The organism is Ottowia caeni, from assembly GCF_050821495.1.
GTDB classification, from domain to species: domain Bacteria; phylum Pseudomonadota; class Gammaproteobacteria; order Burkholderiales; family Burkholderiaceae_C; genus Ottowia; species Ottowia caeni.
The window spans coordinates 1,740,266-1,763,393 of record NZ_CP151080.1 but is presented as its reverse complement, the minus strand read 5'-3'; the positions used below and the strand labels follow the sequence as shown (position 1 = coordinate 1,763,393).

Here is a 23,128-nt window from a genome sequence, read left to right as displayed (position 1 = left end):
TACTATAGTTTCCTTAAACCATTTAAGGAGACAAGCCCTTGGCCCTCGACCGCAGACACTTTCTTTCCTCAGCAGCAGCCATGCTGGCTGCGGGCTTGGCCGCATGTGGCGGCGACAGTGACGATGACACCAAGGTTCGCACCACGGTACTGGTGTACATGCTCGGCTCCGACCTTGAACGCAAGAGTCATCAAGCCACGGGTAATCTAAAGGAAACTCTTAGCGTGCCGGGTAGCCCACAGGTACGCATGTTGATTACCACCGGTGGGGCCAACAAGGTCGACCCTGGCGGTCTCGTCAGCAGCTGGAAGACTGTCAAGCGCTTTGAGCTGAGTGGTGAACGCCTTGACGAACTGCAAGACCTGGGTCCAATGAGCATGGATGCACCCGACACGCTGCTGGACTTCCTGACCTGGGGTTGCCAAACCGCCCCCGCCGAGCGCTACATGCTGATGCTGTGGGACCATGGAGGTGGCTATTACGGGTTTGGTGGCGATGAAAATTTCCGTAACAACCCTGGCCGAATGGACATGCAGCCCATGGCTACGGCGCTGAGCGCATTCCAGAAGTCCAGCGGAATTACTCTGGACTACATTGGCTTCGACGCCTGCCTGATGGCCACCGTTGAAGTCGCCCATATGCTCCAGCCGTACACCCGCTTCCTGGGTGCCTCGCAAGAGCTGGAACCCGGTTCCGGCTGGGACTGGCAAGCCAACACGCATACCCTGGCCAGCACCCCAGGCATTGACATGCTCGACTTTGGCCGCGCCAGCGCTGAGGCTTTCGTCGCCAAACAAAAGCGAGCCAGTGGAGGGCATCCGATCCGGCAAATCGCAGGCCTGGCAGACTATGTCACCTTCAGCATCATGGATATGGCGAAGGTGCCTGCGCTGATGGAGCGGGTTGATGCCTGGGCACGTGCGGTTCAGGCCAGCTACGAACCCAACGCCACTCGGGCCGCTTTAGCCAAGTCCGGCCAACGCGAGACCTTGTTCTGGCCTCCATTGCTGCCACAACGGAACCAGACAATAGCGACAAAAGCCGAGCCGGCAGACACCGTCGTCGACCCCACCGTCGAGCATTTCAAGCGCATCGCCTTGCAGCGACTGCGCGCCGCGTCGTTTGGCGTCGAAGCCCTGAAAGGTCCCGAAGGTCAGAATTACGACCTGGTCGATTTGGGGCATTTTTCAGCTCTGCTCGCCGCCGAAGGCATTGCGACAAATGAGCAGAAGGCGCTGCAAAGCGCCCTCAGCGACACCGTGCGTTTCAATATAACCGGTCCGCGGGCTGCCAATGCTGCCGGGCTGAGCATCTACTTTCCAAAGGGTCAGCAAACAGAGTGGCAGGCGCAAATCTATGCCAGCTTGAACATGCCAGCAGGCCACCTCGCCCTGATCGATCGTCATCTGCGCCAAGCTGACATGCGCCCCTCGGTCATTGAGGTATCGCCGCTGCGCTTGAGCCCAGCGGGAGAGAACATCATTGAAGCCAATATCGCGAGCCTCTACGGCGTGCAGGACGCCGATTTGCTGCTCCTGCGCACGGACGGAGATGGGACCGCTCTTTTGATGGGGACGCTTCCGCTAGTGAGCGGACTGGTGTTTGACCCGGGCATTGTCTTGTTCAACACCGACGAGTGGCTGCTGCTGGACGGTCAGCCCCTGCTGCTGGAAACCTTGCGCTACGAATCGGCTACGCCAACCAGTGACGCGGCCTACAGTCTGGGCGCGCCAGTGAAACTCAGCCGCGCCAGCGGCGAACCACCAGAACTGGTGCTAATCATCATTCGCCTGGAAAAGAACAAAGAAGGCGACATCAGCACCGTGATCATGGGTATTCAGCGCCTTGAACTGGACGCCCCCGACGCGCCACCAGACCGCGTGGACACGGATCTTTCCATCGGCGACGTTATAGAACCCCTGCACCTCATGTACGATCTGGTAAGGAACGAGCCACTGGAAAAAGACGGCGGCGTCGTCGTAGCCTTCGGGGAGCCCATCACCCTGACAGAAGATTCCGAGGTGTCCAGCGGTTCACTACCGCCGGGGCGGCATCAGCTGTGCCTCATGGTCACAGACCAAGCCGACGAGGACGGCCTGTCTCCGGTGTTCGAATTTACCAAGACCTGATCGGATTCCGGACACTTTGGCCCTTATGGATTGCCGGTGCGGATGGGCAACGCCAACTCATTGGCAGCCCGTCCCAGCCATGCCGGTAGTTTTGACAAAACATGCACTAGATTAACGCCAGTGCTACAATTGCCGGTTTTTCGGAAAGTACGCTGGGTGGGCCGGCGCGGCTACCGTAACGCAAACACAAGGATTCTGATCATGCGTGAAGGCATTCACCCCAACTACCGCGAAGTCTGTTTCGTGGATCTGTCCAACGGCTTCAAGTTCGTCACACGTTCCTGCGTGTCGACCAAAGAAACCGTGAAAATGGACGACGGTCGCGAATTGCCGCTGTTCAAGCTCGATACTTCCAGCGAATCGCACCCGTTCTACACAGGCACGCAGAAATCCGTCGACAACATGGGTGGTCGCGTCGAGAAGTTCCGCAACCGCTTCGGCAAAGTGGCGCGCTAAGCACACGCTACACACCGCTGAAAAGGGGCAGCCGGGTATCCGGGCTGCCCTTTTTTCATGTCACCTCAACATAATCTTCTGTTCTGTTCTGTTCTGTTTCGCCCGAGCCGCGAACTTACCTCGGTTGAGGCAAAATCGCTCGGTCTTCCTTTCAGACTACTACTTTTGAGCCAACCCAGTCCCGCCCTAGTGACCCAGGACGCCGTGCGCCGCCTACCGCGCTGGGCGCTGCTACTGGTCTGCGTGGCTTATGTGCTGCCAGGCTACTTTGGGCGCGTGCCCTGGAAAAATGCCGACATCGCCTCGTTCGGCTACATGCTGGAACTGCTGGATTCAAGCCATTGGGGTTCCTGGCTTAAGCCTACGTTGATGGGTTTGCCGGCCGATACCTCTGCCTTACTGCCCTACTGGCTGGGTGCCTGGGCCATGCAGCTCAGCCCTGCCTGGATCGCCCCGGATTTCGCGGCACGCATACCTTTTGTGCTGATGCTTGGCTTCACGCTACTAGCCACGTGGTATGCGGTCTACTACCTGGCACGGCAACCCGGCGCTCAGCCGGTGGCCTTCGCATTCGGTGGCGAAGCCAAGCCCACAGACTACGCCCGGGCACTGGCCGACGGGAGCTTGCTGGCCCTGATCGCGACATTGGGCTTGGCTCAGCTTTCCCATGAGACCACACCTGCACTGGCGCAGCTTTTCTTCGTCTCAATCGTGTTCTACGGCTTGGCGGCTGTTCCGTATCGCTCCGTATCTTCAACGATGGCCTCGCTCATCGGTCTGCCCGGCCTGACCCTGGCCGGAGCCCCTGCCATGGCGCTGATTTATGGCGTCGTCAGCATCCTCGGCTTGCTCGATCCAAGGGTCACCAACCTGGAGGCCTCAGCGCGTTGGCGGGCGTTGCTGACGTTGCTGGCGGGCTCACTCGCCAGCACTGCCCTGGCGCTGGAGTACGACCTGTTTCGCTGGAGCATCGTTCCCGCCCTGGCCGACTGGACTCACTGGCGCACGCTGGGACGCCTGTTTCTGTGGTTTACCTGGCCAGCTTGGCCCCTGGTACTCTGGACGCTCTGGCGTTGGAGACGCCAACTGCTCGACATGCGGCAGCATCAGCACCTGGGTTTGCCCTTTTTCATGGCCTTGGTACCACTGCTCGCCACCGTCACCACGCATGCCGGCGACCGCTCCCTGTTGCTGAGCTTGCCGGCACTGGCCGCACTGGCGGCTTTCGCGCTGCCGACTTTCAAACGTAGCGCATCGGCTTTCATAGACTGGTTCACAGTTCTCTTCTTCAGCGCCTGTGCCATTGCCATCTGGGTGGTCTGGCTGTCGCTGCAGACGGGTATACCGCCCAAACCGGCGGCCAATGTAGCCCGGTTGGCGCCGGGGTTTGAGCCGTCCTTTCATTGGCTGCCCTTTTTGGCGGCGCTGGCGGGCACGCTGGCCTGGGGCTTGCTGGCGCGCTGGCGCACAGGCCGGCATCGTACGGCCTTGTGGAAAAGCCTGGTGCTTCCTGCTTCCGGGGCCACACTGTGCTGGCTGCTGCTCATGACGCTATGGCTACCCGCACTTGACTATGGGCGAAGCTACGCCCCGCAGATGCGCGAAGTGCGCCGCATTATCGGCCCTGCCGCCTGCGTGGAAGTTTATGGCCTGAGCACGCCCCAGATCTCGGCCGTGCGCTTTCACGGGGGCTGGAAGCCACAGCCTCTGGCAGGTGCTGAGCAATGCCCGTGGCTGTTGGTAGATGTAAACGCCCAAGCCAGCCTCCCGGGCGCCTACCGTGCATCAGAGTGGTCGCTGGTAGACCGTGTGTCGCGGCCGACCGACGCCAGCGACACCCTCTTGCTATTCAAGCGCGTTCCACCGACCCGTTAACGACCATTGATGTTCGTCCGCATTCGCGCATGGCTGCGCTGCCGCTTTGGCACTTTAAGAAACGAACTTTCCCACATCATTCAGCATGCGGGGGTTGTGCTGGTCGGCCAGTTGGCCGTGATGGCTTTCGGCGTCACCGACACCGTGGTCGCGGGCCGCTATTCAGAAACCGCACTGGCGGCCCTCTCGGTGGGTGCCGCGGTGTACATCAGCGTCTATGTGGGGTTGATGGGCATCATGCAAGCGCTGCTGCCCGTCTGGGCGGAGTTGCATGGAGGACAGCGCCGGGGCGAGGTAGGGCCTTCAGTGCGCCAAGCCTTGTACCTATGCGGACTGATTATTGTCGTTGGCATGGTGGCGCTACTTTCCCCTGGGCCGATGCTGCGGGCCACCGGTGTTCCTCCAGAACTTCAAGTGGAAGTGGAGCGTTATCTGGCGGTGCTCGCCTGGGCGCTGCCGCCTGCCTTGCTGTTTCGCCTGTACAGCACGCTCAACCAGAGTTTGGGGCAGCCCCGGCTGGTGTCGGTGTTGCAGATCGGTTCGCTGCTGCCAAAGATACCGCTTTCGATCTGGTTCACGTTTGGCGGTGCGGGACTGGAGCCTCAAGGCGCAGCTGGGTGTGCGTGGGCCACGCTGGTGGTCAACTACGCCCTACTGGGAGTGGCTTTCTGGCTACTACGCACACAGCGGTTTTACCGCCCGTACGGCATCTGGAGCCGTATGGAGCGTCCTGATTGGCGGCAAATAGGCAATTTTGCGCGTCTGGGCATACCGGCAGGCTTGGCGGTGATGGTGGAGGTAACCTCTTTCACACTGATGGCCCTTTTCATTGCCCGCCTGGGGACACTGGCGGCTGCGAGCCACCAGATCGCTTCGAACGTGGCCGCGGTGCTTTATATGGTGCCTCTGGCGCTTGGCATTGCGACCAGTGCAAGGGTCAGTTACTGGCTGGGGGCTGGCGATGCAGCGCAAGCACGACGCGCCACCGCCTTGGGCCTGGGTGTCGCGGCCAGCCTCGCGCTTTGCCTGGCAAGTCTGCTGGCGATGCTTGCACGGCCGCTGGTTTCTTTGTACGTGACTGATCCGGCGATCATCGCCACAGGCTCGGTTCTACTGTTCTGGGTGGCGCTCTACCACCTGGGCGACGCGCTTCAGGCCGTGAGCGTTTTCGTGTTGCGCAGTTACCGGATTGTGCTGACGCCACTCTTGATCTATGGGGTCTTGCTTTGGGGGCTGGGACTCATGGGTGGCTTTCACCTGGCCTTCAAGGGTCTGGGGCCATGGCCTGCCATGGGTAGCCCAGCCGCATTCTGGATTGCCAGTGCGTTGGCGTCTGGGTTGGTGGCGATGATTTTTTTGGGGTTGCTTTGGTGGCGGGTTATTGGGTTTCGGGATGGACGGAGGGGAATTAGATAACCCTCAGGGCCGCTGACCAACCAATTCCCCTCCGTCGGAGGGGTGCCCGAAGGGCGGGGTGGTCACAGCGGTTAGCGATTCACGGTGCCCTCTTTAGTCATAGAGACCAAAAATCCCCAGGGCCGAGCGAAGCAAAGGCCCGAGTCAGGTCTCCCGCCCCTCTTGACGTGCCGAGGAACGGAGCGCGAGGGGAGGGCAAGGTCACACATCCCGGCATACGGTCTCAACCAAAAGAACAGAAGCTCATTAACTCCACAACCCCACCCTACCCCACCGCCTTGAAAAACACCCTTTGCGCCGGAAAAACCAACGCAAAACATGACCCCTTGCCCGGCTGACTGGTAATCTGCAACTCTCCGCCATGCCTTTGCACCACATGCTTGGCAATGGCCAGTCCCAGCCCGGTTCCGCCTGATTCGCGCGAACGACTGCGGTCCACCCTGTAGAAGCGTTCGGCCAATCGTGGCAGGTGTTCGGGCGCAATGCCGGGACCAGTGTCGGTGATGGCAAGGCGCGCTCGGCCATCAGGCAGCTGCGTCCATTGCACATCAATAGTGCCACCGCCTGGGGTATAGCGGATGGCATTGTTGATCAGGTTCGACGCTGCACTACGCAACTCGCCCACAGAGCCGTGCAACAGAAATTTGGGGGCTGGGCCAAAATTCAGTATCTGCGGATGCTCGTTCTGCGGGTGCAACAGGAGCGAGAGGCACGTTGCCTCAGTCTGGCATTGATCCAGCAGCTCCCGCGGATCAACCGTTTCGCTGTTACTCGGCAACGGGCTGCCCTCCAACTGCGAGAGCGTGAGCAAGTCGTTGACGAGCATCTGCATTCGACTGGCTTGCGCAGCCATAAGAGAAAGGTAGTTCTCCCGCTCCGCCTCAGTCAGCTGCAGGCTCTGCATGGTCTCCACAAAGCCGGCCAGCACCGTGAGGGGGGTGCGTATCTCGTGCGAGACGTTAGCCACGAAATCGCGTCGCATCGCCTCAGCTTGCGCCAGGGCGGTGATGTCTCGGGAAAGAAGAAGCTTCTGGCCGTCACCGTAGGGGTGCAGCTGCACCGAGAGCTTGACCGGGTGGGACGCACTGTCCTCACTCCCTATGAGCGTGACATCGCGCTCATAATTCTTACCAACGTAATAGGCTGCAAACGCTGGTTGGCGCACCAGATTGCCGATGTGTTGAAGCATGTCGCGCTGAGGCTCAAAGCCGAAGTGCTGAGCGGCGGTCTCGTTGCACCACTCTATGCGCCCCTCTGAATCCAGTAGCACCACGCCATTGGGCGAAGCCTGAATGGCTTTCAGAAACTCACCGAGCGCCCTTTCGCTGTCAGCCACCTTTCGCTGCTCAGCACGCAGGGCCCGTCGCGTGCGATACGCAGCTTCGCCCCACAACCCTCTCAGCAGGGGCGGCGCCGAAGTATCAGGCTCCATGACCCACCGGAGGAAACGCTGCGCACGGAGTGAGTCGACCACAAAAACGACCCCGGAGCCCAGCACCATACCCGCCAGCGCGCCATACCATCCACCCAAGTACCAACCAAGCAAGCCACCCAGAAGCTGAGCGATGATGAATAACGTAATACGGAAGGTCATGGGAAGAAATTTTCCAGGCTGCCAGCGGCCTCCTATGGCGCTTATTCTTAGGGCGTGTTCAGAGTCGTGGCGGTAGGGCCGTTGCGTTCAAAACGCGTGAATGCGAGGAGAAAACCGTAGGGAGCCACGTGGCATCCGGAGGACTCTCGACTCAGCAGACGCGGTTTTTGTGGGCACAGCGCAAGTAGCGCCGTGCAACGGCCGCAGCGGACCCTAGAGGTCACTTTGAACACGCTCTCAGGTCTCGGCTACGCGTGCACTTTGTATCTGAACCAGCGGCTGGGCAGTGAGACGGTAACCAGCACCACGCACCGTTTCGATCAGCACACCAGCCACGCCCAGCGCTTCGCGCAGCCTCTTTACATGCACATCGACCGTTCGCTCCTCGATGAAGACGTGGTCTCCCCACACCTTGTCGAGCAGTTGACCGCGACTGTGCACGCGCTCCGCATTTTTCATGAGGTAGTGGAGCAGCTTGAATTCGGTCGGTCCCATTTTCAGCATTTGGCCGTCGTATGAAACACGATACGTGGACGGATCCAGCAGCAGGGCACCAATGGCGACGGAGCCACCCGATTGCTCAGGCGCGCGGCGACGCAATACGGCACGGATGCGTGCCAGCATTTCCTTGGTCGAAAACGGCTTGGAGATGTAGTCGTCGGCGCCGGCGTCGAGCCCGGCAACTCGATCAGACTCATCCCCGCGCGCGGTCAGCATGAGGATGGGCACGCTCTTGGTACGAGGATCCTTGCGCCACTTCTTGGCCAATGACAAGCCGCTTTCACCGGGCAGCATCCAGTCGAGCAAGATGACATCGGGCAGTACGGCGTCAAGTTCGCGTTGCGCAGTTTCGCTGTCCATCGCCCATGTCGGCTGGAAACCGTTGTGACGCAGATTCACCGCGATCAGCTCAGCAATCGCGGCTTCGTCTTCGACAATCAGTACGCGGGGCATGTTTCTCATCGCGCAGCAGACTCCACTTCTTCCATCGACGCATGGCGCACGTCTGCCCCCTTGACGATGTAGATGATGAATTCGGCAATGTTCTTCGCATGGTCACCAATTCGCTCAATGGCCTTGGCGAGAAAGAGCAGATCCAAACCGGCAGAGATGGTGCGGGGATCTTCCATCATGTAGGTGATGAGTTTGCGAACGAAGCCGTCAAACTCCTGATCAATGCCTTCGTCATTCTTCAGGATCGCGACAGCCGCCGTGACATCCAGGCGAGCGAAGGCGTCTAGCGCCTCGCGCAATTGCGAGGCAGCCATGTCGGCTGCCACCCTCAGGTCGCCAGTGGGCAGACTGCGCGCGGCACCCGCATCAAGAATGGATTTGACCATGCGCGCAATCTTGGCGGCTTCGTCCCCGACTCGCTCCAGGTTCGCGGTGGTTTTTGAGATCGCCAGCAGCAACCGGAGATCGACTGCGGTGGGCTGCCGCCGAGCGATGATGGTGGAGAGCTCGCGATCAATCTCCAGCTCCATGGAGTTGACACGCGCTTCCGCTTCTAACACCTGATCGGCGACCTCGGTGCTGAACTCCGACAAGGCATAAATCGCCTGCCTGATCTGGGATTCAACCAAGCCGCCAAGCTCCAGTACACGGGAGGACACCCGATTCAGGTCGCTGTCGAACTGGCTGGAAAGATGCTTTTCATGCATGGATACTTCTCCTTAACCGAAACGGCCTGTGATGTAGTCTTCGGTTTCCTTGCGCTTGGGCTTGAAGAACATTTGCTCAGTGTCGCCGAATTCGACCAAATCACCCAGGTACATATAAGCCGTGTAGTCGCTCACACGGGCCGCTTGCTGCATGTTGTGGGTCACGATGACGACCGTGTATTCGTCTTTCAACTCGATGATCAGTTCTTCCACCTTGGCAGTGGAGATGGGATCGAGTGCGGAGCATGGCTCGTCGAGCAACAGCACTTCCGGCTTGATTGCCACGCCGCGCGCAATGCAAAGACGCTGCTGCTGACCGCCCGAAAGACTGCTGCCGCTCTGGCCAAGTTTGTCTTTCACCTCGTTCCAGAGCGCAGATTTGCGAAGCGCCCACTCGACGCGGTCATCCATGTCGCCTTTGTTCAGCTTCTCGAAGAGACGAACGCCGAAGGCGATGTTGTCGTAGATCGACATTGGAAACGGCGTGGGCTTTTGAAACACCATGCCAACCTGTGCGCGCACAAGCGCGACATCGACACTCTTGTCCAGCAGGTCGCTGCCGTCGAGCAGAAGTTTGCCTTCGGCACGTTGCTCTGGGTAGAGCTCAAACATGCGGTTGAAAGTACGCAGCAGCGTAGACTTTCCGCATCCCGAAGGGCCGATAAAGGCAGTAACTTTGTTCTCGGGAATGTCGAGGTTGATGTTCTTCAACGCATGGAACTTTCCATAATAGAAGTTCAGGTCGCGCGCCGAGATTTTCGGCTGCCCCAATTGCGTCGATGACGTCGATGGCGCCAAGGCATTTGCGTCAGCGGTGACGCGAGGAGCTTCAAGTACAGCGGACATTTTTCTGAGCCTCAAATATTTAATTCTTGCTTCTGGACAAGGAACGCGCGAGAACGTTCAGACCCAGAACCGCAGCCGTGATCAGGAACACGCCGGCCCACGCCAGATGCTGCCAGTTCTCGTACGGACTCATGGCAAACTGATAGATCACAACCGGAAGGCTGGCCATGGGATCTGACATGTCGGCAGACCAGAACTGGTTTGACAGTGCAGTAAACAGCAGCGGCGCCGTTTCACCTGCAATGCGAGCCACCCCCAGCAAAATTCCGGTGATCACACCTGCGCGCGCGGCACGCAGCGTGATGCTCAGAATCACCTTCCACTTGGGCGTGCCGAGCGCATAGGCAGCCTCCCGCAAACCAGGTGGAATCAGGTTGAGCATGTTTTCGGTGGTGCGGATCACCACGGGAATAACGATCAGCGCCAGCGCCAGCGAGCCGGCCCAACCAGAAAACCCGCCAAAAGGCCGCACCGCCATCTCGAATATGAAAAGGCCGATGATGATAGAGGGCGCTGACAACAAAATGTCGTTCACAAAACGCGTGACGCTTCCCAGAGTGTTACCCCTGCTGTATTCCGCAAGATAGATACCCGCAAGAATGCCGATGGGAGTGCCTAGCAGCGTGGCCGCACCCACCATCATCAAAGATCCGTAGATGGCATTGATCAAACCACCTTCAGCATTGGGCGGCGGGGTGGTCTGGGAGAATGTGGCCAAGCTGAGGCCGCCCAAGCCTAGCCGCAAGATTTCCCAGAGGATCCAGGCTAGCCAGAACAGGCCGAAGATCATGGCGCCGAGTGAAAGCACCAAGGCCACTTTGTTAACCGCCTTGCGGCGGCGGTACACCGAAAGCCGGGCTTGAGAGGGCACAAGAGTGCTCATGTCTTGGCTCCTTCGCTTTTGGACAATTGCGACAGTAGCACCTTGGACAACGCCAAAACCACAAAAGTAATGAAGAAAAGAACCAAGCCCAGATACAGGAGCGACGCTTGGTGCAAACCGGGGCCTGCCTCAGCGAATTCATTGGCCAGCGTCGAGGTAATGGAGTTGGCCGCCTCGAACAGGCTGAGAGAATTGAGCTGATTCATGTTACCGATGACGAAGGTGACCGCCATGGTCTCGCCCAATGCGCGACCGAGACCCAGCATGATGCCGCCGATCACACCCGTCTTGGTATACGGCAGCACAACCTTATAGACCACTTCCCAAGTCGTCGCGCCGAGGCCGTAGGCTGACTCCTTGAGCAAGGCAGGAGTGACCTCGAACACATCGCGCATGACGGCAGCGATGTACGGGATGATCATGATGGCCAGAATGATGCCCGCCGACAGTATGCCGATGCCCACCGGTGGACCCGAAAACAAGGTGCCCAGCAAAGGCCAGTCGGCAAACCAGCTTTGTAGCGGCTGCTGCACGTATGTGGAAAGAATGGGGGCAAACACCAGCAGCCCCCACATACCGTAGACGATAGACGGAATGGCAGCCAGCAACTCAATGGCGGTACCTAACGGGCGCTTGAGCCAGCTGGGAGAGAGTTCCGTCAAAAAAATTGCAATGCCAAAACTGACCGGCACGGCGATTACCAGCGCAATCAGGGAGGTAATCAGGGTGCCGTAGATCATCACCAGGCCACCAAACTTTTCCTGCACCGGATCCCACTGGGCGGTCGTTAAAAAGCCCAGTCCAAACTCCTTGATTGCTGGCCAGGCACCGAAGAGCAGCGAGACCATGATGGCAAACAAGAGCCCCAAGGTCAGCAGAGCAGCCCCTTTGGTGAGGATGGCAAACAACAGATCTGTACCTGCGCCGCTGCGCGCCTTGCGCGTGGGTGGGATATTGTTCATGTTAACCCTGGGCCGCTGACCGAGAGAGGCAATTCCATCGGCGCCGACAGGAAGAGTGGATGACACGGCGTTTATACCCAAACTTTGAAGGGCTGGGGGCCCATGACCCCCAGCCCAGTTGATGGAATCGTCCTTTTACGACTGGATTACTTGAACGACACTGCCTTGCCAGAGGCGTCCTTGATCTCGCCAAAAGCGCGCTGACGGATCAGGTCTTTCACTGCGGCAGGCATAGGCACGTAGTCCAGATCACTGGCAGCCTTGTCTCCGTTGGCATAGACCCAGTCAAAGAACTTCAGCGCTTCGGTAGCCTGACCAGGTTTGTCTTGCGCTTTGTGCATCATGATGTAAGTAGCCGTAGTGATGGGCCAGGAAGCATCCCCCGGCTTGTTGTTCAGCACCTGATAGAAGGACTTGGCCCAATCAGCGCCGGCAGCTGCCGCCTTGAAGGCTTCCTCATCCGGGCTGACGAACTTGCCAGCAGCGTTTTTCATCTGCACGTAGTTCATTTTGTTCTGCTTGACATACGCGTATTCAACGTAGCCAATGGAGTTGGGCAGGCGACCCACGAAGGCGGCTACGCCTTCATTGCCTTTGCCGCCTGCGCCTGTCGGCCAGTTCACAGCCGTGCCCTCACCTACTTTGGTCTTCCACTCGGCATTTACCAGGCTCAGGTAGCCGGTGAATGCGTTGGTGGTGCCCGAACCGTCAGCGCGACGAACTGGGGCAATGGGAGCATCAGGCAGCTTGATGCCAGGGTTCAACGCGGTAATGGCCGGATCGTTCCACTTGGTGATTTTTCCCAGGTAGATGTCTCCCAGCACCTGGCCGTCGAGTTTCATTTCGCCCGGCTTCACGCCCGCGATGTTGACCACAGGGATCACGCCTCCCACCACGGTGGGGAACTGCACGAGACCTTTTTTGTTCAACTCCTCGTCCTTAAGTGCTGCATCAGAGGCGCCGAAGTCGACAGTTTTCGCCTCGATCTGACGCATGCCGGCACTGGAGCCGACAGACTGGTAGTTCACACGAACGCCGGTGGCCTTGTTGTAATCAGCTGCCCACTTCGAATACAGGGGAGCGGGGAAGCTGGCGCCGGCGCCTGTCACGCTTTGCGCGAAAGCCGAGGCCGAAAAGCCCAGCATGGCCAAGCCGGCCAGGCTACCAAGAACGAATGTGCGTGAGTTGGTCATGAATCGAACCTCTGGTTGGTAAAACACAATGAGGCCAACTTTACGGCGGTTGTGTGACATATGCGTGACAAACACGCTGCGAGAGTGTCATCTTTGTAATGTGCACCGCCTCGGGGTGAATCGGCAGGAAATTTCAGGCAAGTTTGCTCCCGAGGGATGCTATGCTGGCACGCGCGCCGTGGCTGCAGCGCATTACGTGCCACACCAAGCCCTATTTTGGGTCTTTTTTTGCTTTAGGGCGCGTCCACCTGCCACTTTTCAGATCATGCAAACCGGTACCCGTATAGCCGCTGTGGACCTTGGATCCAACAGCTTCCGTCTCGAAATCGCCCGTGTGGAATTGGGCCAGATCCAGCGTATGGAGTACCTCAAGGAAACCGTACGCCAGGGAAATGGCCTGGATGCGGACCGCCGCCTTTCTCAAGACGCCATGCAGCGTGGCTGGGACTGCCTGGCGCGCTTCGGTGAACGCCTGAACAGCTTCAAGCCCCCACAGGTGCGTGCCGTTGCCACGCAAACCCTGCGCGATGCGCGCAACCGCGAGGAGTTTCTCGTCGTCGCCCAGCAGATTCTGGGTTTTCCAATCGACGTCATCTCAGGCCGCGAGGAAGCGCGCCTGATCTACCAAGGGGTGGCGCACATGCTGCCTCAGTCAAACGAGAAAAGGCTGGTGGTTGACATTGGTGGCCGCTCAACAGAAATGATTATCGGTCAGGGCTACTCGGCCGAGACGATGGAGTCTTACCGCGTGGGCAGCGTGGCCTGGTCGATGCGCTATTTTCCGGACGGAGTGTTTTCGGCGCACGCGTTCGAGATCGCCGAGGTGGCCGCCAAGGCAATTCTGGATGAAGCCACCACTCTCTACTCAAGTGGATGGGACTCAGCCTATGGTTCATCGGGCACCGTGAGCGCCATCGCAGACATGCTGTTCCAGGCTGGGCGCGTCCCCACCGAGGGCATCATTACGCGAGTAGGACTGGACTGGCTACGCGACAGGCTCATCAAGGCCCAGCGCGCTGACGCCATCCGCCTGGATGGCCTCAAAGACGAGCGCAGACCCGTGATCGGCGGCGGCCTGGCCGTGTTGCGTGCCATATTCGATTTGCTGGGCATCGACTCCATGCAGCAGGCGCACGGTGCCCTTCGGCACGGCGCCCTTTTCGATCTGCTGGACCGGGAAGACCATCAGACCGACGTGCGGTCGTCTTCCATAGACCGCTTGGCGGTAAAGTTCGGCGTCGATCGTGCACAAGCAGAGCGCGTCAGCCACGTTGCCACCCAGTTGCTGCACCAACTCATGCCACGCATGAAAAAATCAGAGCGCGAGGCGCGCGAGCGCCAGATCGAGTGGGCTGCACGCTTGCACGAGATCGGCTCAAGTATCTCGCACTCTTACTATCACAAGCACGGCGCCTACATTCTGGACAATTCGGACGCGCCCGGCTTTTCGATGCATGAACTGCACGACCTGAGCCAACTGGTGCTGGGCCATCGGGGCAAGCTGCGCAAGCTGGAAGCGCGCTTTAACGACGCCATGTTCATGCGCCAGCTGCTGGCTTTGCGGTTGGCGGTGATCCTCTGCCATGCGCGGCGGGAGCCAGACATCAAGGACATCAGCATTGAAGCCGATTCAGGCCCGGCCCACAGTTTTACGCTCACTTTCCGGTCAGAAGATTGGGCCAGCGCCTGGCCACAATCGGCCCATCTGCTGGGCGAGGAGGCTCTGGCCTGGCAGAAGACGCCCTGGGGTTTCAAGCTCAGAACCATGGCCGTTCCAGATGCGACCGGAATTGCAGCCTGAGTTCAACAGCGTCCTGATCAACGCCCCAAAGCACCCTTTAAGGGTGCGCCAAATACAGCTCTTCCAGCCGTGAACGCTCCCGGGTTCCGACTCCGAGTTCGTCCACAAGATAGGCGTCGACACCACCATAATCGGCATCGACGGCCTGAAGCGCCGCATTGAGGAAGGGCTCCTGTACCCTCCACAGCACGTTCAGCACCTCTTGCGGTGCATGGCTGCTCTTGGGGACGGGCATACGGTAGAGCTCGTTGGTGAGCAGGTAGTCTTGCATGACGATATCCCGTGGAACACCCAGCGACAGCAGAATGAGCGCAGCAGCAAAGCCCGTACGGTCCTTGCCCGCCGTGCAGTGAAACACCAAGGGGGCATCGTTCTCCAGCAAATGCTGAAAGAGGCTGCCAAAACGCGGCGCATTGTCGTGCACGAAAGCTTGATAGGTCTGGCGCATGAGTTCCACCGTATCTGCGGGGGTGATCTGGTGACCTGATTCCAGAAGATCCTTCATGCGCTGAACCACCGTGGGCTCAATTGGCAGGGAATACTGAGTCATGCCCTTCAAATCGTAGGGTACCGCCGAGCGCTCATCGACGCCTCGAAAATCGAACGCCCGCACCACACCCAATTCCTGAAGAGCTCGCTCATCATCTGGGGTAAGCCCCGCCAGATGGTCAGACCTGAACAGCCTCCGCCACCGAACTCCCCGGCCACCCGCGCCAACGTATCCGCCAAGATCACGAAAATTACTGGCACCGGTTAGTTTGAGAGAGCGATCAGGATGAGAAAGCATGGTGTTCAGGATAAGGCGTCTTGTCGACGGGTTATGGGGTTGATGGATTGTCCTCTAAACGATGCCGGGTATCTGAAACCGGATCAGGTGCTTGTCCTACAACCCCTCACTGCGCGTGCTGCGGACAATGCCATTCTGGGTTAACCATCAACGGGTTTTGGGTTTAGAACGTGTTTACGATCTCTGCGCGAGGGCGGTTGTGTTCGAAAGGCTGTGGCTGAAAGGCGAAAACCGCAGGGATACCTCGTGGTATCGCGAGGATTTTCAACGCGGCAGACGCGGCGTTTCGGGCGCAACGGACCCGCGAGGTGATCGTAAACACGTTCTTAGAGGGCGCGCTAATGGCGACTGACACAGAGGGGGTAAATCCGGGCCTGAGCTACCGGAAAGATGGAGATTGCCCTGGCATGACGGCTCGGACGACGGCGGGCCAGACGAGGCTACGCTGCGTGGCACTGCCGGCCGCTCGTCTCTGATGAGCTCACTCGTGATCCTCGCCATCATCGTGGCGGCGCTGTATTTTGGGCGCGACCTGCTGGTGCCGCTCGCGTTCGCGATACTCATCAGCTTTGTGCTGGATCCGCTTGTCACCTGGATCAAGCGCTTCGGCGTTCCGCGCGCGGCAGCGGTCGCGCTGGTCGTGGGTGCTGCCCTGGGCCTGATCGTGGCCACCGGTTTTTTTGCGTTTTCACAGCTGCGCGAGATCGGCAACGATCTGCCCACCTATGAGAAAACAATCACCAAGAAGCTCCGAGATTTCGGCCGAGACCTGAGCAAACCGGGTGTGCTGGACCAGTACTCTCGAGTATTCGGCAAGGTCGAGAAGGAGATCGACGCTGCGCAGGCCGCGGTAGCGGTAGGCCAGCGCAAGCCCGAGCCGACGCAGGTCGAAGTGGTGCGCGATGCGGCCAAGCCGATGGAGCGAATCATACGCTGGGCTGAAACCTTCCTGCTCCCGATCACTTCTGCGGGCATCGTCATTGTCTTTGTGTTTCTGATCCTGCTTGATCGAGGCGATCTGCGCGATCGGCTGCTGCGCTTCATGGGCGGTAACTTGCATCGCGCTACCGACGCACTTTCCGAAGCCGGGGACCGAGTAAGCAAATACTTGACGATGCAGTTGATCGTCAACGCCACCTACGGCATTCCCATGACCATTGGCCTGCTCATCATTGGCGTGCCGGGGGCGCTTGTCTGGGGCCTTCTGGCGGCGGTGCTTCGCTTCGTTCCCTATGCCGGCCCCCTGATCTCGGCGGTGTTCCCGCTCACGCTGGCCTTTGCGGTGGACCCGGGCTGGGACATGGTGCTATGGACGCTCGCGCTGATCGTGGCACTGGAGCTCATCAGCAACAATATCATCGAGCCTTGGCTGTATGGCAGCAGCACGGGGCTCTCCACCCTTTCGCTGATTCTTGCCGCCATGTTCTGGACGGCACTGTGGGGCCCGATGGGGCTGATACTGTCGACGCCCATCACGGTGGTGCTCCTGGTGGCTGGTCATTATTTGCCACCCCTGCGCTTTCTGGAGATCTTGCTGGGCAACCAGCGCGCACTGGACGAGCCCACGCGGATTCATCAGCGCTTGCTGGCAGATGACGCCGAAGAGGCCGTAGAACTGGCTCTTGAATACGCAGAGAAGACCTCGCCGGAAGAGTTCTACAGCCGCGTAGGCTTCGACACGCTCCGCTTGGCTACCAGCGCTCAGGGTGCGGTGGCCACCGCGCAGCACCGGCAGCGCGTGGTCACGGGCATGGAACGTGTGATTGACGAGTTGCGCGAGCAGTATCCGCCCAGGCCCGATCTGCCAGTTCAAATAGCCTGCTTTGGAGGCCGATGGGCTACCGATGCGCTGGCGGCAGAAATGATCTCGCACGCCCTGGCCCTGAAAGGCTTTGGAAGCCAGGCAATGCACGTGGGCGTAGCCACGGCAGAACACTTCGCACAACTTGACCTGCGTGGCGCGAGCCTGGTGTGCCTGTGCTATTTTTCACCGTCCCCTGCCACGCACGCCAGGCTCTTTGTGAGGCGGCTGAAGCGCCGGTGGCCAGACGTCCAGGTGATCGTGGCCGCCTGGAACCTCAGCGACGATGCGCAGCAGCTGAACCCCAAGGAACTGTTCGGAGCCGACGGCCTGGCGACTTCTATCGAAGAGTTGGTGGAGCAGGCCAGAAGCCGGCTGGGAGGTGCCCCAGGCTCACTCGACCCAGCGGAATCAACGGAATCTGCGGACGCGGTTGACTCTGTAAAAACACCCGGAACAGCGAGCCTCGTCAGGTCTCAAAATACATACGATAAGGAAAGATAGGGCGACAGCCGAGCACTTGGAAACCCCGACGGCTTGGCCAGCGGCAGAGCGAGCGATGCGTCAAATACAAGTTGGCGCCAGTGCGAGCGCACGCCAAGCGCAACGCCTGCAATGTACTTACCTGCGAGTTGCTGACTGGAAGGCCCCCAAACCTTGCCAACGTCGATAGCCATGTAACCCATCGCGGGCAAACTGCCAATTTGCAGCGGTGTGCTCAGATCGTTACGCCACGCAAAGCCGCTTTCGGCCAGCAGCGTGGCAGTGCCGTCAAAGCCACGCACTGTTCCTCGGCTGCCAATGCTGAAGTGATCGAGTGCGAGAGTGGTGTGTCGGGTGTGTTGCAGCCGCAGGCTGCTGCGCCAACTGACCTGGGCAGGAACATTCAGCGACACGCTGGCATTCCAGATCAGGGGGCGCAATGTGAGCCCATTCGAGACCTGCGAGTCAAAATCAGGCTCGGCGCCGATCCAGCCCATGCCCTTGCGTATAGAAACCTCGCCATCAAGACTGGCACGCTGGAACAGGTGCTTGTAATTCAGGCCCCATATGGCAAAGCTGTTGCGTCTATTCTGCACCGTCAGCTCCACATCGTCTATGAAGCTGCGCGAGCGCCGTACCGAAACTGCGCCCTGAATTCCCAGCTTGCTCGATTGATTGCGCCAAAGGGTTCGATCCCATCGCAACTCGACCCCCTGGCTGCGCCCACTGGAAACGACTGATGCTACTGTGAGTTGCACCTGCTGCGAAAACCTTGCGGTATTGGCGCTGAGTGTGAACAGGTTATACCCCCATGGAATGCTGTAGCTGAAGGCCAGTGACTGGCTTCGATGATCATCGCGAAGATTCTCCAGGTTGGTGTTGGCATTAACGCTAACGAGATCATTCAAGCCGATCGGATTGTCAAAGACAAGGCTGGCGCTCAACTGAGGACGCCCGAGCGAAGGCGAACCAGAGTTGTCCAGTGTGAGACCGCCTCGCAGCGGGGATTCGGTGAGGCGGCTGCGAATGCGGACCACACTGGTGTCTGGCTCTTGGCCTGGCTCGATCTCAGCCTGAACCGTGCGGCTGGGAAGACGATTCATCTGTTCGACGCCCTGATCAAGATCGCGAATGTTGAGAATCTCGCCAGGGGCTATAGGAAACGCGCCGGCCCACGGCAGGCCAGGCTCAGCTTCAATGGTCGCGACGCGGCCGGCGTGCACAGTTATTCGCAGCGTGCCGGTGGCAAGATTTTGCGCGGGCAAAGTGACCCTGCTGGTCGCGTAACCTGCCGCGAGCAGCTCGTCATCCAGCGCATGGGTGAGCTGCCTCAGACTCTGAACGCCGAGGCAATGATTCAACCAGGGTGTGGCGGCACGGCGAAGCCACTCGAAAGGCACCGCCTCTCCCTCAAGCTCAATGCTACCAATAAAGTAGCAATTCGCCTCCTGAGGAATTTTGTCTGGCGACGCTTTCGCCTCAGGGGGTCGCAACGCGTCGCGCACGGCTTGACCGGGTTGCTCGCTCAGTCGCTGGGTTTCTCGCCGCAAGCCCTCTTCAATGATGCGCGAAGGGGAGTCTGGCAGCGCACCCGTCTGAGAGGATGCGTGGGTGCCGGCGAGGGAAAGCGCCACGCACAAGATCCACAGCGTGACACGAGCGCCACGATGGTTTTGGCGCGAGGGAATAATGGCTCTGCAGGGATTCGATATCGTACTCAAGCCAATTGAGTAACTGCCCAGGGCGAAGAGTTCCTTCGGCCTGCGCACAAGGCGGTTCGAAGTTGCTGCGCTCGAGAATCGCGCAGTTGTTGGGCTTCGCTTCGCGCAGCCCTACCTACACAATGCAACAGCGAAACGCGGCTTTGCGAAAACGCAGGCGTCAGGGCAGAGGCTCAGTATCTACTTCACGAGCGCTTTGCTCGTTGTAGCGGTTGCCCGAAACTGTTTGCTGGTTGATCAAGGCATTCAGCCGCTTGAGCACGTCCTTGGAAAGCACAATCTCGGCAGCAGCCACGTTCTCTCGGACATGGGCTTCGCTAGAGGTGCCGGGAATCGGCAGAATGTCTTCGCCCTGATGCAGTAGCCAAGCGAGTGCAAGCTGAGCCGGCGTGCAACCAACCTCAGCGGCAATGGCCTTGTAAGAAGGGATCAACGCGAGATTCTTGGCATAGTTATCCGGGTAGAAACGGGGCATGCCACGGCGAATGTCTTTTTCGTGCAGCGTGGCCACATCGTGCAAAGTGTCGCAAAGGAAACCACGCGCAACAGGGCTGAACGCTACAAAACTCACGCCTAGTTCGCGGCACGCGTCGAGCACCGCAATCTCGGGGTTGCGGGTCCACAGCGAATACTCCGTCTGCAAGGCAGCAATGGGATACTCCGCATGCGCCTTGCGCAGCGTGGTTGCCGATACTTCAGACAGCCCCACCGCGCGGATCTTGCCAGCCCGAACGAGATCGCCCAGTGCGCCCACGCTTTCCTCAATGGGCACATTTTTGTCCCAGCGGTGCAGGTAATACAGATCAATGACGTCAGTTTTCAGACGCTTGAGCGAACCTTCGCACGTAGCACGCAAAGATTCAGGACGCCCATCAATCACTCGGCCGGACTTGACTCGGCCTTCACCCTCTTCCACCGTCAGGCCGCACTTGCTGGCAAGCGTGAACTGCTGACGGTAGGGCGCCAGCACCTCACCCACCATCGACTCGCTCACGCCGAAACCATACAGCGCGGCGGTGTCGAAATGGGTCACGCCAGCATCCAGAGCCGCGCGCAGCACGCGCTGGCCCTGCTCTGCGGACACAGGCGCACCATAGGCGTGACAAATGTTCATGCACCCCAACCCCAGGGCGCTGACAGAGAATGGACCGAGTTTGCGCTGTTGCATAGTTTTGTTTTCTGCTTGCTTGAAGCTCAGGCCTTGAGCTGCTGCTCCAGATTGTGCAGCACCTCGTAGCAAGGCAGAACCTGCGCCACGCTGGAGTTGGGTTCGCGGCCTTCACGGATGGCGGCGAAGAACTCACGATCCTGCAGCTCGATGCCGTTCATGCTCACATCGACCTTGCTCACGTCGACCACGGTTTCAGGCTCCTTGGCATGAGACTGCACCAGATCGTCGTAGCGGGCGATGTAGGTGGCAGTATCGCCGATGTAGCGGAAGAACGTGCCCAGTGGGCCGTCATTGTTGAAGCTCAAGGACAGTGTGCAAATAGCACCGTTGGCAGCCTGAAGCTGAATGCTCATGTCCATCGCGATGCCGAGTTCAGGGTGAATGGGGCCCTGCACTGCGTTGGCTTTCACGATGGGCGAGCCGGCCTGGTAGGCGAACAGATCCACCGTATGCGCGGCGTGGTGCCACAGCAGGTGATCGGTCCAGCTACGGGCCTGGCCCAGCGCATTCATGTTGGTGCGGCGAAAGAAATAGGTCTGCACATCCATCTGCTGAATGTTGAACTCGCCTGCCTTGATTTTCTTGTTGACATACTGGTGGCTGGGGTTGAAACGGCGGGTGTGTCCGCACATGGCCACCAGGCCACTCTTTTGTTGCGCTGCAACCAGACGCTGGCCGTCTGCCAGGCTGTCGCACATGGGAATTTCCACCTGAACATGCTTGCCGGCCTGCAGGCACTGTATGGCCTGCTCGGCGTGCAGTTGCGTGGGTGTGCACAGAATGACGGCGTCAACTTCAGGCAGGGCCAGGCTCTCGGCCAAGTCTGTGGCGACGTGGCCGATGCCATACTTGCTGGCGACTTCCTGAGTAGGCTCCAGGCGACGGCCGACCAAGGAAACGACTTCGACGCCGTCGATATTCTTGATGCCGTCCAGGTGCTTGATGCCGAACGCGCCCGCGCCGGCCAACGCCACTTTGATGGTCTTGCTCATTTATTGATTCTCCAGAATGAGATGGCCGACCGCCGTATTCGACGCCGGCACATGAAAGAAGCGGTACGCTGTCTTGGGAGCGGGGCCGCCATTGACATCTGACATGGCGCCGCGCGCAATGAGCCACATGACAAGCTCAATCCCCTCGCTACCCGCTTCGCGAACATAGTCGATATGCGGCATGGTCGCAAGATCGGCCGGGTCGGCGATGAGGCGATCGAGGAAGCGGTTGTCCCACTCGGAGTTGATCAGGCCAGCCCGTGGGCCTTGCAGCTGGTGGCTCATGCCGCCCGTGCCCCAGATCTGCACCTTGAGCGGTTTGTCGAAGCTCTCAATGGCCCGGCGGATCGCCTGACCCAGCGCGAAGCAGCGTGCGCCTGAAGGCACCGGGTACTGCACCACGTTGACGTGGAACGGAATCACCTTGCATGGCCACTCCGCTGGGGAGCCAAACATGAGGTTCATGGGCACCGTCAGGCCATGATCGACCTTCAGGTTGTTGACGATGGTTAGGTCGAAATCTTGCTGGATGACCGATTGCGCGATGTGCGAGGCCAACTCGGGGTAGCCCTTCACCACGGGTACCGGGCGAGGGCCATAGCCTTCGTCAGCCGGTTCAAACTCAGCGGCAGTGCCAATGGCGAAGGTTGGGATCACGCCGAGATCGAAGTTGGTGGCGTGGTCGTTGTAGACCAGGAACACCACATCCGGCATGTTGTCCTTCATCCACTCCTTGGTGAACTCGAACCCTTTGAAGAGCGGCTGCCAGTAAGGCTCCTCGGTCTTGCCGTGATCAATGGCGGCACCAATGGCAGGCACGTGCGAAGAAAAGACCGAAGCGGTGATGCGCGCCTGACCAGCGGCCCCGGCATCTTCGGCTTGAGCTTGCACGGCCGCAGCCAGATCGCTCTGCGCTTTTTTGTCCCAGGCTTTCCAGGCCTCTGAGCGCGCCATGGGGCCTTGCGCGTCGCCGCCCTCGCCCACCACACGGTTACCTTCGGCCGAGCGGCCACCAGCGATCATCATGTTGCGGTACTGCTCCTCGGTCATGCCAGTCATGCTGCCAGCCATCTGCTGGAAACTGAGGCCGTCGGTGGCGCCGAGCTTTGAGAGGAAATAGATGTTCCCGCCTGTGCGCATCATCCAGTTGAGGTCGCGTGCGCGCACCGCGGCACGTTGCTCGTCGGTCATGGGCCACTCGGCGAGATAGGCATCTTCGTCGGCCTTGAAACGCTCGCGGTTTTCCGCCTTCATCAGCGACATGCAGAACTGATTGAGCCAGTACCCCTTGCGGCTTTGGTCAGCGTCGAAAATGGTCGTGCCTGGTACGTCCAGGTAAGGCTTTTCTAGAGACATT

General features: G+C 59.5%; 18 protein-coding genes and 1 pseudogene. 6 read left to right on the top strand and 13 right to left on the bottom strand.

All coding sequences use genetic code 11. From position 1 onward, the window contains the following. The first annotated feature begins 38 nt into the window (after positions 1-38). From AAAK34_RS08525 to AAAK34_RS08510, 4 genes are all read left to right on the top strand, one after another. Entirely contained in the window at positions 39-2,129 is a 2,091-nt protein-coding gene (locus tag AAAK34_RS08525; RefSeq protein WP_231695131.1) for a clostripain-related cysteine peptidase, read from the top strand. A gap of 201 nt (positions 2,130-2,330) precedes the next feature. Continuing rightward, entirely contained in the window at positions 2,331-2,585 is a 255-nt protein-coding gene (locus AAAK34_RS08520) for a type B 50S ribosomal protein L31 (protein WP_231695132.1), read from the top strand. Positions 2,586-2,750: 165 nt separating this feature from the next. Beyond that, a complete protein-coding gene (locus AAAK34_RS08515; protein ID WP_231695133.1) occupies positions 2,751-4,460 on the top strand; it encodes a hypothetical protein in 1,710 nt (569 codons plus the stop codon). A gap of 9 nt (positions 4,461-4,469) precedes the next feature. Next, complete coding sequence (locus AAAK34_RS08510) at positions 4,470-5,876, top strand: MATE family efflux transporter (protein ID WP_231695134.1); 1,407 nt, start codon at positions 4,470-4,472, stop codon at positions 5,874-5,876. A 265-nt stretch (positions 5,877-6,141) separates the two neighbouring features. On the opposite strand, the gene phoR is transcribed toward AAAK34_RS08510, so the two are convergent. From phoR to pstS, 7 genes are all read right to left on the bottom strand, one after another. Beyond that, positions 6,142-7,470, bottom strand: a complete 1,329-nt coding sequence (gene phoR / locus AAAK34_RS08505) for a phosphate regulon sensor histidine kinase PhoR (protein WP_231695135.1) — start codon at positions 7,468-7,470, stop codon at positions 6,142-6,144. Between the two features lie 237 nt (positions 7,471-7,707). After that, positions 7,708-8,433 carry a phosphate regulon transcriptional regulator PhoB gene (gene phoB, locus AAAK34_RS08500; protein WP_231695136.1) on the bottom strand — a complete coding sequence of 242 codons (726 nt, stop codon included), beginning with the start codon at positions 8,431-8,433 and terminating at the stop codon, positions 7,708-7,710. Further along, positions 8,430-9,131 (bottom strand): phosphate signaling complex protein PhoU, encoded by a 702-nt coding sequence (gene phoU / locus AAAK34_RS08495; RefSeq protein WP_231695137.1) that lies wholly within the window; start codon positions 9,129-9,131, stop codon positions 8,430-8,432. Before phoU ends, phoB begins: the two co-directional genes overlap by 4 nt. Before the next feature lie 12 nt (positions 9,132-9,143). Next, positions 9,144-9,977 (bottom strand): phosphate ABC transporter ATP-binding protein PstB, encoded by an 834-nt coding sequence (gene pstB / locus AAAK34_RS08490; protein ID WP_231695138.1) that lies wholly within the window; start codon positions 9,975-9,977, stop codon positions 9,144-9,146. A gap of 19 nt (positions 9,978-9,996) precedes the next feature. Continuing rightward, positions 9,997-10,860 (bottom strand): phosphate ABC transporter permease PstA, encoded by an 864-nt coding sequence (gene pstA / locus AAAK34_RS08485; RefSeq protein ID WP_231695139.1) that lies wholly within the window; start codon positions 10,858-10,860, stop codon positions 9,997-9,999. After that, a complete protein-coding gene (pstC, locus tag AAAK34_RS08480) occupies positions 10,857-11,822 on the bottom strand; it encodes a phosphate ABC transporter permease PstC (protein WP_231695140.1) in 966 nt (321 codons plus the stop codon). The genes pstA and pstC overlap by 4 nt, the downstream gene beginning before the upstream one ends. 146 nt (positions 11,823-11,968) lie before the next feature. Then, a complete protein-coding gene (gene pstS / locus AAAK34_RS08475; RefSeq protein WP_231695193.1) occupies positions 11,969-12,967 on the bottom strand; it encodes a phosphate ABC transporter substrate-binding protein PstS in 999 nt (332 codons plus the stop codon). Between the two features lie 313 nt (positions 12,968-13,280). Here pstS and ppx point away from each other — a divergent pair, with 313 nt between their 5' ends. After that, entirely contained in the window at positions 13,281-14,816 is a 1,536-nt protein-coding gene (gene ppx, locus AAAK34_RS08470) for an exopolyphosphatase (RefSeq protein ID WP_231695141.1), read from the top strand. A 37-nt stretch (positions 14,817-14,853) separates the two neighbouring features. Here the strand turns inward: ppx and AAAK34_RS08465 are convergent, their stop codons facing one another. Continuing rightward, entirely contained in the window at positions 14,854-15,603 is a 750-nt protein-coding gene (locus AAAK34_RS08465) for a tyrosine-protein phosphatase (RefSeq protein ID WP_231695142.1), read from the bottom strand. A gap of 397 nt (positions 15,604-16,000) precedes the next feature. On the opposite strand from AAAK34_RS08465, the gene AAAK34_RS08460 reads away from it, so the two are divergent. Further along, entirely contained in the window at positions 16,001-17,908 is a 1,908-nt protein-coding gene (locus tag AAAK34_RS08460; protein ID WP_231695143.1) for an AI-2E family transporter, read from the top strand. Here AAAK34_RS08460 and AAAK34_RS08455 read toward each other — a convergent pair. The 5 genes and pseudogenes from AAAK34_RS08455 to ligA form a co-directional block, all read right to left on the bottom strand. Next, a complete protein-coding gene (locus AAAK34_RS08455; RefSeq protein ID WP_431777931.1) occupies positions 17,881-19,521 on the bottom strand; it encodes a ShlB/FhaC/HecB family hemolysin secretion/activation protein in 1,641 nt (546 codons plus the stop codon). The genes AAAK34_RS08460 and AAAK34_RS08455 overlap by 28 nt on opposite strands. Positions 19,522-19,768: 247 nt before the next feature. Beyond that, positions 19,769-20,776, bottom strand: a complete 1,008-nt coding sequence (locus AAAK34_RS08450; protein WP_231695145.1) for an aldo/keto reductase — start codon at positions 20,774-20,776, stop codon at positions 19,769-19,771. 26 nt (positions 20,777-20,802) lie between these two features. Continuing rightward, complete coding sequence (locus AAAK34_RS08445) at positions 20,803-21,771, bottom strand: Gfo/Idh/MocA family oxidoreductase (RefSeq protein WP_231695146.1); 969 nt, start codon at positions 21,769-21,771, stop codon at positions 20,803-20,805. Next, positions 21,772-22,662, bottom strand: a complete 891-nt coding sequence (locus AAAK34_RS08440) for a class III extradiol dioxygenase subunit beta (protein ID WP_231695194.1) — start codon at positions 22,660-22,662, stop codon at positions 21,772-21,774. 144 nt (positions 22,663-22,806) lie between these two features. Then, positions 22,807-23,127: pseudogene (gene ligA / locus AAAK34_RS08435) on the bottom strand (protocatechuate 4,5-dioxygenase subunit alpha); the annotation flags it as partial. Position 23,128: the final 1 nt, after the last annotated feature.

Bases quoted from the DNA above. Each gene is read 5' to 3' on its own strand.
- AAAK34_RS08520 (WP_231695132.1), top strand. From the start codon at position 2,331: ATGCGTGAAGGCATTCACCCCAACTACCGCGAAGTCTGTTTCGTGGAT.
- AAAK34_RS08510 (WP_231695134.1), top strand. From the start codon at position 4,470: ATGTTCGTCCGCATTCGCGCATGGCTGCGCTGCCGCTTTGGCACTTTA.
- phoR (WP_231695135.1), bottom strand. From the start codon at position 7,470: ATGACCTTCCGTATTACGTTATTCATCATCGCTCAGCTTCTGGGTGGC.
- phoB (WP_231695136.1), bottom strand. From the start codon at position 8,433: ATGAGAAACATGCCCCGCGTACTGATTGTCGAAGACGAAGCCGCGATT.
- phoU (WP_231695137.1), bottom strand. From the start codon at position 9,131: ATGCATGAAAAGCATCTTTCCAGCCAGTTCGACAGCGACCTGAATCGG.
- pstB (WP_231695138.1), bottom strand. From the start codon at position 9,977: ATGTCCGCTGTACTTGAAGCTCCTCGCGTCACCGCTGACGCAAATGCC.
- pstA (WP_231695139.1), bottom strand. From the start codon at position 10,860: ATGAGCACTCTTGTGCCCTCTCAAGCCCGGCTTTCGGTGTACCGCCGC.
- pstC (WP_231695140.1), bottom strand. From the start codon at position 11,822: ATGAACAATATCCCACCCACGCGCAAGGCGCGCAGCGGCGCAGGTACA.
- pstS (WP_231695193.1), bottom strand. From the start codon at position 12,967: ATGCTGGGCTTTTCGGCCTCGGCTTTCGCGCAAAGCGTGACAGGCGCC.
- ppx (WP_231695141.1), top strand. From the start codon at position 13,281: ATGCAAACCGGTACCCGTATAGCCGCTGTGGACCTTGGATCCAACAGC.
- AAAK34_RS08465 (WP_231695142.1), bottom strand. From the start codon at position 15,603: ATGCTTTCTCATCCTGATCGCTCTCTCAAACTAACCGGTGCCAGTAAT.
- AAAK34_RS08450 (WP_231695145.1), bottom strand. From the start codon at position 20,776: ATGCAACAGCGCAAACTCGGTCCATTCTCTGTCAGCGCCCTGGGGTTG.
- AAAK34_RS08445 (WP_231695146.1), bottom strand. From the start codon at position 21,771: ATGAGCAAGACCATCAAAGTGGCGTTGGCCGGCGCGGGCGCGTTCGGC.